The sequence below is a fragment of the Allobosea sp. 05T433 genome (assembly GCF_056396065.1).
The window spans coordinates 173,031-185,224 of the sequence record NZ_JBFTKS010000003.1 but is presented as its reverse complement, the minus strand read 5'-3'; the positions used below and the strand labels follow the sequence as shown (position 1 = coordinate 185,224).

Here is a 12,194-nt window from a genome sequence, read left to right as displayed (position 1 = left end):
CCCGACCATCCATGTCCACACCTGCCATCCGCGTCGCGAGGCGCGGATGCTCGGCACAAGGCTGAGCGTGACGGCGAGCACCTGCTTGCCGCCTAACCGACCGGAGACCTGCCCATGCCTCTCGATCCCGCGCTTCGCGACCGCATCCTTGCCTCAGTGGAGGCCGGCTTTGCCGAGCAAATCGCCTTCACCCAGGAGATGATCCGCTTCGGCTCGCTGCGCGGGCAAGAACACGCGGTGCAGGATTTCGTCTTCCGGGCGCTGAAGGGGCGTGGCTTCACGATGGACCGCTTCGGAATGGATCGCGAGGCGATCGCGGCCCATCCCGGTGGTGCGCCGTTCTCCGATGAGCATTCGGATGCGCCGATCGTCGTCGGCATCCATCACCCGCGCGAGGAAAAGGGGCGCTCCCTGATCCTGCAGGCGCATGTCGATGTCGTGCCGACCGGGCCGGACACGTTTTGGACGCATCGGCCCTTCGACCCGGTGATCGAGGGAGATTGGCTCTATGGCCGTGGTGGCGCGGACATGAAGGCTGGCCATGCCGCCAACCTGTTCTGCCTCGACGCGCTCCGGCGCATCGGCCTGCAGCCGGCGGCCACGGTCTACGTGCAGTCGGTGGTCGAGGAGGAATCGACCGGTAACGGCGCGCTGATGACGCATCTGCGCGGCTACAAGGCCGATGCGGTGCTTATCCCCGAGCCAGAGGAGGAAATGCTGGTGCGCGCCAATACCGGTGTGCTCTGGTTCCAGATCGAGGTGCGTGGCGTGCCGATGCATGTGCGCGAGATGGGCGCGGGCGCGAACGCGATCGACGGGGCCTATCGCGTCATCGGGGCGCTGCGGAAGCTCGAGGAGGAACTCAACGCGGAGAAGGCCGGACGCGAGCATTTCGAGGACGTCGCCCATCCGATCAACCTGAATATCGGCAAGATCGAGGGCGGCGACTGGGCCTCCTCCGTGCCGTGCTGGTGCAGGATCGACTGCCGCATCGGACTCTATCCCGGGGTCAGCGCCGAGGAATTGGCGAAGCGGATCGAGGCCCGCGTGCTGACGCATGCGCGTGGCGATTCGTTCCTCGCCAACAATCCGCCGAGCGTGACCTTCAACGGCTTCTATTCGGAAGGCTATGTGCTCGAACCCGGCAGCGAGGCGGAGGCCGTGCTCGGCCGGGCGCATCAGGGCGCGACCGGCAAACCACTGAAGAGCTTCATGACGGCGGGCTATCTCGATACCCGCGTCTACGCGCTCTACGACAAGATTCCGGCGCTGTGCTATGGCCCGATCTCGGAGAACATCCACGCTTTCGACGAGCGGGTTAGCCTCGCCTCGCTGAAGCGCATCACCGGAACCATGGCCCTGTTCGTGGCCGAATGGTGCGGCGTCGAGAGCGTCCCGGAGTGACGCCGCGCGGCGGCCGGGGCGATAAACGTGCATCGGCTCCTGCGCGATTTGGCATGACGATGGCGCCGCCGGTTCGGCCATAGTCACGCCATGTCGCAAACCCCTGGCCGTTCGCTTCTGCTCGTTCCGTTGCTCGGTCTGCTCTGGGGCTTCAACTGGCCGGCTGTCCGCATCTCGCTGACCGAGATCGCGCCCTGGACGCTCCGGGCCGGCGGCATGAGCTTTGCGGGGCTGGCTCTGGTCGCCATAGGGCTCGCGCGTGGGCAGTCTCTGGCGGTGCCCAGAGGCCAATGGCTGAGGCTGGCGATTGCCGGCTTCCTTTCGATTGCCGCCTTCAACGTATTGCTTGCCTTCGCACAGCTCGCCGCGCCGACCTCGCGGGCGGCGATCCTGACCTTCACCATGCCGATCTGGGCGACATTGCTCGCACGGTTCGTCCTTGCCGAGCCCTTTGATCGAAGGCGCCTGCTCGGCCTCGGCCTCGGCGCCGCGGGATTGCTGTGCCTCGGCCTGCCATTGCTCGCCAGCGGCTCGTTCTCCATCGGCCTGCTCTACGCGCTGATCGCCAGCGTGAGCTGGGCCCTGGGCACGATCGTCACCAAGCGCTGGCCGGTTTCGGCGCCGGCACTGACCATCGCCGCGTGGCAGCTGCTGATCGGCGGCGTTGTCGCCGGCATCGGCATGCTGGTCTTCGAGGGCCTGCCCGTTCCCAAGATGCTGGAGGCACGGACCTTCGCCGCGTTGACCTTCCATATCCTGGGAGCACAGGCGCTGGCCTATTTCCTGTGGTTCACGGTGATCGCGCGGCTGCCCGCGGGCATTGCCAGCCTTGGCACGCTGATGGTGCCGGCCGTCGGCGTTCTGGGTTCCGTGCTGTTGCTCGGCGAGCGACCGACGCCGAGCGACTGGCTTGGCCTCGTGCTGGTGGTCGCCGCATCCGGGACCATCATGCTGCCGCAGCGGCGCCGCGAGGCCAAAGCCCTATCGTAGCGGCCAGACCAGCATGATCAGCGGTACACCGAGCAGAATCACCAGCAGCGACAGCGGCGCGCCAAGCCGGGCGTAGTCGCCGAAGCGATACCCTCCCGGACCCATCACCAGCGTGTTGCACTGGTGGCCGATCGGCGTGAGGAAGTCGCAGGCCGCACCGATCGCCACCGCCATCAGGAAGGCATCGGGGCTGTAGCCGAGGCTTTTCGCAAAGCTCGCGCCGATCGGGGCGATGACCAGCACTGTCGCAGCGTTGTTCAGGAAGGGCGTGACCGCCATGGCAGAGACGAGAATCAGCGCCACCGCGCCCCAGCCGGGAAGGTGCATGCCGACACTCGCGAGCCAGCCGGCTAGCAGATCCGTGGTTCCAGTCGAGCGCAAAGTGTCGCTGACCGGGATCAGGGCCGCCAGCATGACGAGGATGGGCCATTCGATCGAATCATAGGCGTCGCGCGGCGAGATCGCTCGGAAGGTGACGAGCAGCGCGGCTGCCGCAAAGAACGCGACCGAAACCGGGACGAGGTTGAAGGCGATCGCGATCACGGTCGCAAGCAGGATCGCGCCGGTAACCCAGCCCCTGCGGGCACTGCCGAGCGTCAGCGCGCGTTCTGCGAGCGGCATCAGGCCCAGTTCGCGCATTCGCTCCGGCAGGATTTTCTCGTCGCCCTGGAGGACGACAACATCGCCGGTGCGCAGGGTGATGTTGCGCAGGCGTTCCCGGAAGCGCTCGCCCGAGCGGCTCACCGCGAGCAGATTGACGCGATAGCGCTCGTGTAGCTCGATTTCGCCAACGGAGCGTCCCGTCAGTAATGAGACGGGGCCGACGATCGCCTCGCTCACGGTGATCTGATCGAGCGCGCCCGTACTATGGGTCGGGCGCTGGTCGGCATCGAGTTGGAGGCCGCCCTGCGCGACCACGCGCTCAAGCGCCTTGGGCTCGCCGCGCAGCAACAGGATATCGCCGGGACGCAGGCCGGCATCTGGGAACGGGGCGGACAGCCGCGTCTTGGAGCGCAGGATGGCGACGACATCGACCTCACCCTCCGCAATGGCCTTGAGCTCGGAGATGGTTTTGCCGGCAAGCGCCGAGCGCTGGGGAACTTGAACCTCGGTGACATAGTCGGAGATGTCGAGCGCCTGTTCGAGCGAGGCTGCGCCTTGCCGGTCGCGCGGCAGCAGGCGGTAGCCCACGCATAGAAACAGGCAGCCGGCGAGCGCGAGACCGAGGCCGACCGGCGCAAAGTCGAACATCTCGAAGGGGCGGCCGGTCAGTTCCTCGCGGACGCGGGCGACGATGATGTTCGGCGAGGTGCCGACCAGCGTGACGATGCCGCCGAGCAGCGAGGCGAAGGCCATCGGCATCAGGAAGATGGATGGCGATTTTCCACCCTTCCGGGCGAGCTGGTAGGCGATCGGCAGCATCATCGCGAGCGCACCGATATTCTTGATGATCGCCGACATCACCGCGACCGAGAACACGAGCAGCGAGATCTGTATCTGTGTCGAGCGGACATAGGGCGCAACATGGCTGAGTGCGCGCTCGATGATGCCGGAGCGCGCGACCGCTGCGCTGACCACGAGCGCGCTGCCGACAATGATGACGATATCGTCGGAAAAGCCCTTGAAGGCGTCCTTGGCCGGTACAAGGCCCAGAGCCAGCGCGGCGAGGAGTGCCAGCGCCGCGACGACATCATAGCGGAGGCGGCCCCAGACGAAGAGCGCCATCATCGTTGTGATGACGGCGATGGAGAGCGATTGATCGAGAGTCATGCAGTCCCTGGAGGCCGCGCCCGGGCCGGCGCCTTGTCCAACCTCCACTTCAGCGGATCGTTCCGCAAGCCTGCAATCGGACGTTCAGTCCTTCAGCGACGTGCGCCGGTTCGCCTCTTCCGGGCGCTGGGTCCAGGTGTCGACCGACATCGTGGGCAGGTCGAAATAGTCGCGGGTCGTGGCATAGCCATGACCGCCCATTCGGCCGATGGCGTCGAGCCCGACCGGGTCGACATGGAGCCGTTCGTCGACGATGTCGGCCCGGAAATGGGCGTAGACGACTTCGCCGAGGATGATCTCTCGGGAGTTGCCGATGCCGAGCGTGGTGTGGTGGCGACATTCGAAGGCGGCGGGTGCCTGACCGATCCAGGGGCAGGGCACTTTGACGCCCGGCAGGGCATCGAGCCCCGCTTCGCGCAATTCGTCGATGCCCGGCGCAAAAGGCACCGCGCAGACATTCATGCCGGCAATGAGCGCGTCAGAGACGATGTTCACGGTGAAGGCGAGGGTATCGCGGACATTGCGACCGGTATCCTTCTGGCCCCCTGTCGGGCGATACTCGACGCCAAGGGCCAGGATCGCGGGATCGGCCGAAAGGCAGTTGAAGAAGCTGAACGGCGCGGCGTTGACGACGCCCTGCGCATCGACCGTCGTCACCAGCGCGATCGGGCGTGGCACGACCGCGCCGATCAGGAGCTTGTAGCGCTCGCGTGGCGTGAGCGACGCGAAATCGAAGGTGACGATCGAGGGCTGGGTGTCGGACTTGGGCTGGACGCGCGGCTGAGCGGTCATGGGGGAGTCAGTCCTTCGCTCAATGCGTAGGGGGCGAGCAGGTCGCGGATGTCGCGCTCCGCCCGGGGAGTGAGCAGGGCGCGCGTGACCACGGCCTGCAGATGATGATCCATCAGCTCGGCGGCCTGCTTCGCATCGCCGCGCTTCAGCGCCTCGATCAGCTGCCTGTGCTCCGAGACGGCGCATTCCGACGAATGCGGACGGCCGTAGATCGCCAGAACCAGCGAGCAGCGCGAGCTCAGCTCCTGGATATAGCGCAGCAGCAGGACGTTCCCGGTCATCTCGGCGAGCCGGATGTGGAAGTCGCCAGAGAGCCGGATTGATTCCGGCCCGTCCTGTCCATGTGCGGCTTCCTCCTGCCGGACATGGTGCTCAAGTTCGGTGATCTGCGCCGGAGTGAGCCGGCCGGCAAGGGTCTCGGCGACCAACCGTTCAAGGCTGCGGCGGACGTCGAAGACGTCGCGGGCTTCTTCCAGGGTGGGATAGGCGACCGAGGCGCCGCGATTGGGCTTGAGCTCGACCAGGCCCTCGACGGCGAGCCGCCCGAAGGCCTCGCGCACCAGCGTACGGCTGACACCGAGCTGTTCGCCGATCGAGTCTTCGGGAAGCTTCATGCCAGGCCGCAACGCCTGCTCGATGATCGCGCGTCGCAGCGCCTTGTACACGGATTGCGCACGCAATCCATGAGGGCGGGGTTCCGTCGGCATGGTGCGTCTCCGCTCTGGCTCGGCCGTCTCAGCCTCACTCCATGTCACGGGATCCCGCTCCACTCCAGTTTCCCCTTGTCTGCGATAATCGTATACAATACGATATCTCTATCGTATGCAATATTGATTGTTGATTGCGCACGAGATGCTGCACAAAGTGCCAGGGTGGCGCGGGATTGGGCATTCACGAGGGGCACCGAGCCTGACCGAGCGCCAAAGATGCGCCGCAGGTTCATCGAGAGGAGAGATCGATGAAGAAGCACTGGTTGTTGGCGGCTGTCGCGGCTCTGGCGCTGAACGGCGCGGCTGAGGCGAAGACCCTGAAATGGGGCGCGTCGCGCGAGATCGCCTCGCTCGACCCCTATTCCTACGGCGAGACGTTCACGCTCTCCGTGCTCAATCATGTCTATGAGGGGCTGGTGCGCTACACCGGCGATCTCAAGATCGAGCCGGCCCTGGCGGAATCATGGGAGACGGTCTCCCCCACGGTCTGGCGCTTCAAGCTGCGTCAGGGTGTGAAGTTCCACAATGGCAACCCCTTCACCGCTGACGACGTGATCGCCTCGCTCGACCGCGTCACGCATGACACCTCGCCGCTCAAGGGTAATCTGCCGGCCTACAAGAGCGCCAAGAAGATCGACGACTATACCGTCGAGATCGAGGTCAACGGCCCGTATCCGCTGCTGCTGAACGACCTCACCAACATCTTCATCTTCGACAAGGAGTGGATGGAGGCGAACAACACCTCGCTCCCGACCGATTCCGGCAAGGGTATCAAGGGCTACGCAACCGACAACACCAACGGCACCGGCCCGTTCAAGGTCGAAAGCCGCCGCGCCGACGCCAAGACGATCTTCATCAAGAACCCGACCTGGTGGGACAAGCCGCAGCACAATATCGACGTCATCGAGTTCACGCCGATCACCTCGGCCTCGACCCGTGTCGCCGCGTTGCTCTCCGGCGAGATCGACTTCACCAATGTCGCGCCCTTGCAGGATCTGCCGCGGCTCGCGGCTTCGCCCGACGTCAAGGTCCTGCAGACCAACGAGCTGCGCTCGGTCTTCTTCGCCCTCAATCTGAAGGATGCGCTGTTCGAGAGCGATGTGAAGGACAAGAACCCCTTCAAGGATATCCGGGTCCGTGAGGCGCTCTATCGCGCGATCGACATCGATGCCGTCCAGAAGCGGGCCATGCGCGGCCTCTCGCGCAATACCGGCGCGCTGGTCGCTCCGGCGATCCCAGGCTACGAGCCGTCCCAGGATGTGCGCCTGCCCTTCGATCTCGAGGGGGCCAAGAAGCTGCTGGCGGCCGCCGGTTATCCCAACGGCTTCTCCTTCCAGTTCAATTGTCAGGCCGACAGCCTGGTCAACGAGGAGGAGTTCTGCCAGGCGGTCGCTTCGATGTGGTCGCGCGCCGGCCTGAAGCCCAATCTCAGCCTCGCCCCGCGCAGCCAGCAGACACCGAAACGCGTCAAGGGCGATTTCGACGTGATCTCCTTTGGCTGGGCCAATGAGCCTATGATCGACGCCTACTCGCTGCTGGTGCAGGTGCTGCGCTCGAAGAGCGGCACGGGCGGCGTGTTCAACTGGGGCAACTGGGGCGATCCGCGCATCGATGCGCTGATCGACAAGGCCGGCGTCGAACTCGACAACAGCAAGCGCATCCCGATGATGATGGAGGCGCTCAAGATCGCCAAGGCAGAGCATCTCTTCATTCCGCTGCATCAGCAGCCGATGGCCTGGGCGATGCGCAACACGGTGACCTCGACCGTGCAGGCCTCCGACAACAAGCCGCGCCTGTGGCTGACGATGCTGAAGTAAGCTGAACCGCATCGACCGACCGGGAGCGTTTAGGCGCTCCCGGCCCATTGTGACCGGAGGGGACGATGCCGGCTTTCCTGCTGAAACGACTGCTGAACGCGGCTGGCGTGATGCTCGCCGTCGCCTTCCTCGCCTTCCTGATCTTTCGCTTCGTCGGCGACCCCGTCGAGCTGATGCTGAACGAGCAGGCGAGCCAGGCGCAGCGCGACGAGTTGCGCGTGCGGCTCGGTCTCGACCGGGGCTTCGTCCTGCAATTTGCGACCTTTGTCGGCAACGCGGCGCGCGGCGATTTCGGCATCTCCTATCGCAATCAGCAGGATGTTTTCACGCTGATCACGGAGCGCTTCCCGGCCACTTTCGAACTGGTGCTGGTGGCGACCTTCCTGTCGCTCGCAGTCGGGATTCCGCTCGGCGTCTACACGGCGATCAGACGTGACAGCCTGCTCGCCAAGTCGCTGCAATTCGTCTCTGTGCTCGGCGTCTCCCTGCCAAGCTTTGCGCTCGGCATCCTGTTCATCCTGCTCTTCTCGGTGACGCTGCAATGGCTGCCGGCCTTCGGCCGCGGCGAGGTGGTGCAGATCGGCTGGTGGAGCACAGGTTTCCTGACGCCGTCCGGCCGGCGGGCGCTGATCCTGCCGGGCATCACGCTCTCGCTCTTCCAGATCACGCTGGTGATGCGGCTGGTGCGGGCCGAGATGCTGGAGACGATGCGCACCGATTTCATCCGCTTCGCCCGGGCGCGGGGCCTGCCGGCTCGCGCGGTGAATTTCCGCCATGCGCTGCGCAACTGCCTGATGCCGGTGATCACGGTGACCGGTCTGCAGATCGGCAACCTGATCGCCTTCGCGCTGGTGACCGAAACCGTCTTCCAATGGCCGGGCATGGGCATGCTCTTCGTCCAGGCCGTGACCTTCGTCGATATCCCGGTGATGGCGGCCTATCTGATCGTCGTCTCCTTCATCTTCGTGTCACTGAACGCGCTGGTCGACCTGCTCTACGCCTATGTCGATCCGAGGCTGCGCGAAGATGCGATTTCGGGAGCCGCCAATGCCCGTTGATGCCACTGCCAAGCCCGGCCGCCTGCGCCGCTTCCTCGACAGCGATATCGGCTGGAGCTTCTGCCGCACTCCCGCGGCCTGGCTTTCGACGCTGGTGCTGGTGCTGCTGATCGCGACCGCGTTTCTCGCGCCCCTGATCGCGCCGCAGAACCCGCATGATCTCGCTCAGGTCTTCATCGACAAGGCCGAGATCCCGCCGATCTGGCAGGCCGGCGGGGAGTGGCCGTTTCTGCTTGGCACGGACCCGCAGGGACGCGATGTGTTGTCGGCCATTCTGTACGGCACGCGCGTCTCGCTGCTGATCGGCATCGCGGCGGTGATCGTCTCGATGGGGCTCGGCGTTACGGTCGGGCTGGTCTCGGGCTTCTATGGCGGCCGCATCGACAACCTCCTGATGCGCCTCGGCGACACCGTTCTCTCGATCCCGACCCTGCTGATGGCGATCCTGGTCAGCGCTATCTTCCGCGAGTTGCTGCCACCCGGCCTGCGTGAGCCTTTCGCTGCAGTGGTGCTGGTGGTCTCGATCTCGCTGACCAACTGGGTGCAGTATGCGCGCACCGTGCGCGCCTCCACCATGGTCGAACGGCGCAAGGAATACGTGCTCGCTGCGCGCATCATCAAGGTCGCGCCGGCGCGAATCATGCGCCGCCACATCCTGCCAAACACCCTGACGCCGGTGATGGTCGCCGCGACGCTCAATCTCGGTCTGGCAATCCTGTCGGAAGCGACCCTGTCCTTCCTGGGCGTCGGGATGCCGATCACCCAGCCTTCGCTCGGCACGCTGATCCGCATCGGCAACCAGTACCTGTTCTCCGGCTCCTGGTGGCTGGTCGTCTTCCCGTCACTGCAGCTCGGGCTGATCGTGCTCTCGGTCAACCTGCTCGGCGACTGGCTACGCGATGCGCTGAATCCGAAACTCCGCTGACAAGAAACTGACGAGGAAACGATGGCTACCGATCTTCTGCTGCGCAATATTCGCCCGCTTGGCGGCGAGGCGACCGATATCCTGATCGAGAAGGGGCGGATTGCCCGCCTCGGGACCKGGCTTGCCGCGCCGGCCGGTGTCGTGGTCGAGGATGGCCGCAACGAGATCCTGCTGCCCGGCCTGGTCGAGGCTCACACCCATCTCGACAAGAGCCTCTGGGGCCTGCCCTGGTACAAGAACGAAGTTGGCCCGAGACTTCTCGACAAGATCGACAATGAGCGCCTGAACAAGCGTCGGCTCGGCATCGATCCCTATCAGCAATCGGCCCGCCAGAGCATCCAGTCCTCGCTGATGGGCTCGACCCATATCCGCAGCCATATCGACATCGATACCGACCACGGCATGTGGGGCGTCGAGGGCGTGATGAAGATGCGCGACGATTATCGCGACATCATCGACGTCGAGATCGTCGCCTTCCCGCAGTCCGGCATGCTGCGCCGGCCCGGCACGCTGGAGCTGATGGACGAGGCCATGAAGCTCGGCGCGGAAGTGGTCGGCGGCCTCGATCCCTGCACGATCGACCGTGATCCCAAGGGCCATCTCGACGCCGTGTTTGCGCTCTGCCAGCGCTACGGCAAGCCGCTCGACATCCACCTGCATGAGCCGGGTGAGGTCGGCGCCTTCTCGATGGACATGATCATCGAGCGTACACGGGCACTCGGCATGAAGGGCAAGGTCACGATCAGCCATGCCTTCTGCCTCGGCACGCCGGACCCGGCGCTCATCGATCCGCTGATCGCCCAGCTCGCCGAGCTCGACATTGCCATCATGACGACGGCGCCGGCGAGCAGGCCGGCCCCGCCGGTGAAGCGGCTGATCGAGGCCGGCATCCGGGTCTGCTCCGGCTCAGACGGCATCCGCGACACCTGGGGGCCGTATGGCAATGCCGACATGCTGGAGCGCGCCATGTTCGTCGGCCTGCGCAACAACTTCCGGCGCGACGATGAACTCCGGATCGCGCTCGATGTCTGCACCATCGAGGGTGCCAAGGTGATGGAACTCGACGGCTACGGGCTGAGCCAGGGCTGTCGGGCCGATCTCGTGCTCGTGCCCGGCGAGACGCTGGCCGAGGCGATCGTGACCCGCTCGCCGAAGCGTCGCGTCGTCAAGGGCGGCAAGATCGTCGCGCGCGACGGCGTCTCGATCAAGAGCGCACCCTGATGCTGCAGGCCGCGCCGCACCCCAAGGGCAGGGTCCTGCTGACCGCGCGCTGGCTCGTGGGCCACCGCGACGGCCGGCATCGGCTCATCGAGAATGGCGAGATCGTCTTCGAGAATGGCGAAGTGGTCTTCATCGGCCATCGCTTCCCCGGCGAGGTCATGCGCCGGATCGATTACGGCAACGCGCTGATCGGACCCGGCTTCGTCGATCTCGACGCGCTTTCCGATCTCGACACCACCATCCTCGCCTATGACAACCAACCGGCCTGGAAGAAGGGGCGTGTCTGGCCGCGTTCCTATATCGAGGCCGGCCCGGTCGAGATGTATTCGCGGGAGGAGCTTGCCTTCCAGAAGCATCATGCCTTCGCGACGTTGATCCGCAATGGCATCACCACGGCGCTGCCGATCGCCTCGCTGTTCTACCGGCAATGGGGCGAGACGCCGGAAGAGTTCTCCGATGCGGCAGAAGCCGCGGCGAAACTCGGCCTGCGCGCCTATCTCGGCCCGGCCTACCGCACCGGGAACCAGGTGGTCGAGGCCGATGGCAGGATCACGACGGCTTATGACGAGCCTCGCGGCCTTGCCGAGCTCGCGGACGCGATCGCCTTCTGCGAGCGCTTTGAGGGCGCCGCCGGCGGACTCGTCCGCACCATGCTCGCGCCGGACCGGATCGAGACCTCGACTGCCGAACTGCTTCGGCGCACGACGGAGGCCGGCCGGACGCTTGGCGTGCCGGTGCGGCTGCACTGCTGCCAGTCGAAGATCGAGTACGATCTCGTGCTGGCGCAGCACGGCATGAGCCCGCCGGAATGGCTGGAGAAGCTCGGCTTTCTGACCGAGCGGACGCTCCTGCCTCACGGAACCTATGTCTCCGGCAGCAGGCACATTTCCCGGCCTGGCCGCGATCTCGAGATCATCCGCGATGCCGGTTCGACCATCGTGCACTGTCCTCTGGTTTCCGGACGCCACGGCAATGCCATCGATCATTTCGGCCGCTATCGCGAGATGGGCCTGAATCTCGGCCTCGGCACCGATACCAGCCCACCGGACATGATCATGAACATGCAGGTCGGCATGATCCTCGCCCGCACCATGGCGGGCAGCTCGGCCAGCGTGCGCAGCGAGGACTATTACGACGCGGCGACCATTGGCGGTGCCGATGCGCTTGGCCGCCCGGATCTCGGCAGGCTCCAGCCCGGCGCACGGGCCGATATCACGGTCTTCGATCTCGACCGGCCACATCTCGGCCAGGTCATCGATCCGATCCAGACCATGCTGCTCGCCGGACACGGCCGCGACTTCGCGACGGTGATCATCGACGGCCGCTTCGTCATGGAGGACCGCGAGATCCCGGGCGTCGACGAAGCTGCGGACAAGCGGCGCGCGCAGAAACAGTTCGAAGGCGTGATGGCGCAGTACCCGCGCCGGACACATGGCCACCCGCCGGCTTCCGAGATCTTCTCGTCAAGCTATCCGGTCGAACGTGGGGAGGAGAGAACATGACCGCC

General features: G+C 65.4%; 10 protein-coding genes. 7 read left to right on the top strand and 3 right to left on the bottom strand.

From position 1 onward, the window contains the following. Positions 1–114: 114 nt before the first annotated feature. Both AC1DGP_RS05100 and AC1DGP_RS05095 read left to right on the top strand, forming a co-directional pair. Complete coding sequence (locus AC1DGP_RS05100; RefSeq protein WP_441505297.1) at positions 115–1,404, top strand: ArgE/DapE family deacylase; 1,290 nt, start codon at positions 115–117, stop codon at positions 1,402–1,404. Between the two features lie 90 nt (positions 1,405–1,494). After that, positions 1,495–2,394 carry a DMT family transporter gene (locus AC1DGP_RS05095; protein WP_476831798.1) on the top strand — a complete coding sequence of 300 codons (900 nt, stop codon included), beginning with the start codon at positions 1,495–1,497 and terminating at the stop codon, positions 2,392–2,394. On the opposite strand, the gene AC1DGP_RS05090 is transcribed toward AC1DGP_RS05095, so the two are convergent. The 3 genes from AC1DGP_RS05090 to AC1DGP_RS05080 form a co-directional block, all read right to left on the bottom strand. Beyond that, positions 2,386–4,164, bottom strand: coding sequence for an SLC13 family permease (locus AC1DGP_RS05090; protein ID WP_476831797.1), 1,779 nt, complete (start codon positions 4,162–4,164; stop codon positions 2,386–2,388). The two genes, AC1DGP_RS05095 and AC1DGP_RS05090, sit on opposite strands and share 9 nt — an antisense overlap. Before the next feature lie 84 nt (positions 4,165–4,248). Next, positions 4,249–4,956, bottom strand: coding sequence for a flavin reductase family protein (locus tag AC1DGP_RS05085; RefSeq protein ID WP_201788634.1), 708 nt, complete (start codon positions 4,954–4,956; stop codon positions 4,249–4,251). Then, positions 4,953–5,663 (bottom strand): GntR family transcriptional regulator, encoded by a 711-nt coding sequence (locus AC1DGP_RS05080; protein WP_052513480.1) that lies wholly within the window; start codon positions 5,661–5,663, stop codon positions 4,953–4,955. Before AC1DGP_RS05080 ends, AC1DGP_RS05085 begins: the two co-directional genes overlap by 4 nt. A gap of 251 nt (positions 5,664–5,914) precedes the next feature. Here AC1DGP_RS05080 and AC1DGP_RS05075 point away from each other — a divergent pair, with 251 nt between their 5' ends. The 5 genes from AC1DGP_RS05075 to AC1DGP_RS05055 all read left to right on the top strand — a co-directional run bounded on the left by AC1DGP_RS05075 (position 5,915) and on the right by AC1DGP_RS05055 (position 12,189). After that, complete coding sequence (locus tag AC1DGP_RS05075; RefSeq protein WP_441505298.1) at positions 5,915–7,483, top strand: ABC transporter substrate-binding protein; 1,569 nt, start codon at positions 5,915–5,917, stop codon at positions 7,481–7,483. Between the two features lie 65 nt (positions 7,484–7,548). Continuing rightward, on the top strand, positions 7,549–8,541 hold the full coding sequence (locus tag AC1DGP_RS05070) for an ABC transporter permease (RefSeq protein ID WP_069879765.1): 993 nt from the start codon (positions 7,549–7,551) through the stop codon (positions 8,539–8,541). Next, the gene (locus AC1DGP_RS05065) at positions 8,531–9,466 is read left to right on the top strand and encodes an ABC transporter permease (RefSeq protein ID WP_441489365.1); all 936 of its coding nucleotides are present in this window, start codon (positions 8,531–8,533) and stop codon (positions 9,464–9,466) included. Before AC1DGP_RS05070 ends, AC1DGP_RS05065 begins: the two co-directional genes overlap by 11 nt. 21 nt (positions 9,467–9,487) lie before the next feature. After that, the gene (locus AC1DGP_RS05060; protein ID WP_476831796.1) at positions 9,488–10,687 is read left to right on the top strand and encodes an amidohydrolase family protein; all 1,200 of its coding nucleotides are present in this window, start codon (positions 9,488–9,490) and stop codon (positions 10,685–10,687) included. Beyond that, a complete protein-coding gene (locus AC1DGP_RS05055; protein ID WP_476831795.1) occupies positions 10,687–12,189 on the top strand; it encodes an amidohydrolase family protein in 1,503 nt (500 codons plus the stop codon). The genes AC1DGP_RS05060 and AC1DGP_RS05055 overlap by 1 nt, the downstream gene beginning before the upstream one ends. Positions 12,190–12,194 lie beyond the last annotated feature (5 nt).

Bases quoted from the DNA above. Each gene is read 5' to 3' on its own strand.
- AC1DGP_RS05100 (WP_441505297.1), top strand. From the start codon at position 115: ATGCCTCTCGATCCCGCGCTTCGCGACCGCATCCTTGCCTCAGTGGAG.
- AC1DGP_RS05095 (WP_476831798.1), top strand. From the start codon at position 1,495: ATGTCGCAAACCCCTGGCCGTTCGCTTCTGCTCGTTCCGTTGCTCGGT.
- AC1DGP_RS05090 (WP_476831797.1), bottom strand. From the start codon at position 4,164: ATGACTCTCGATCAATCGCTCTCCATCGCCGTCATCACAACGATGATG.
- AC1DGP_RS05085 (WP_201788634.1), bottom strand. From the start codon at position 4,956: ATGACCGCTCAGCCGCGCGTCCAGCCCAAGTCCGACACCCAGCCCTCG.
- AC1DGP_RS05080 (WP_052513480.1), bottom strand. From the start codon at position 5,663: ATGCCGACGGAACCCCGCCCTCATGGATTGCGTGCGCAATCCGTGTAC.
- AC1DGP_RS05075 (WP_441505298.1), top strand. From the start codon at position 5,915: ATGAAGAAGCACTGGTTGTTGGCGGCTGTCGCGGCTCTGGCGCTGAAC.
- AC1DGP_RS05070 (WP_069879765.1), top strand. From the start codon at position 7,549: ATGCCGGCTTTCCTGCTGAAACGACTGCTGAACGCGGCTGGCGTGATG.
- AC1DGP_RS05065 (WP_441489365.1), top strand. From the start codon at position 8,531: ATGCCCGTTGATGCCACTGCCAAGCCCGGCCGCCTGCGCCGCTTCCTC.
- AC1DGP_RS05055 (WP_476831795.1), top strand. From the start codon at position 10,687: ATGCTGCAGGCCGCGCCGCACCCCAAGGGCAGGGTCCTGCTGACCGCG.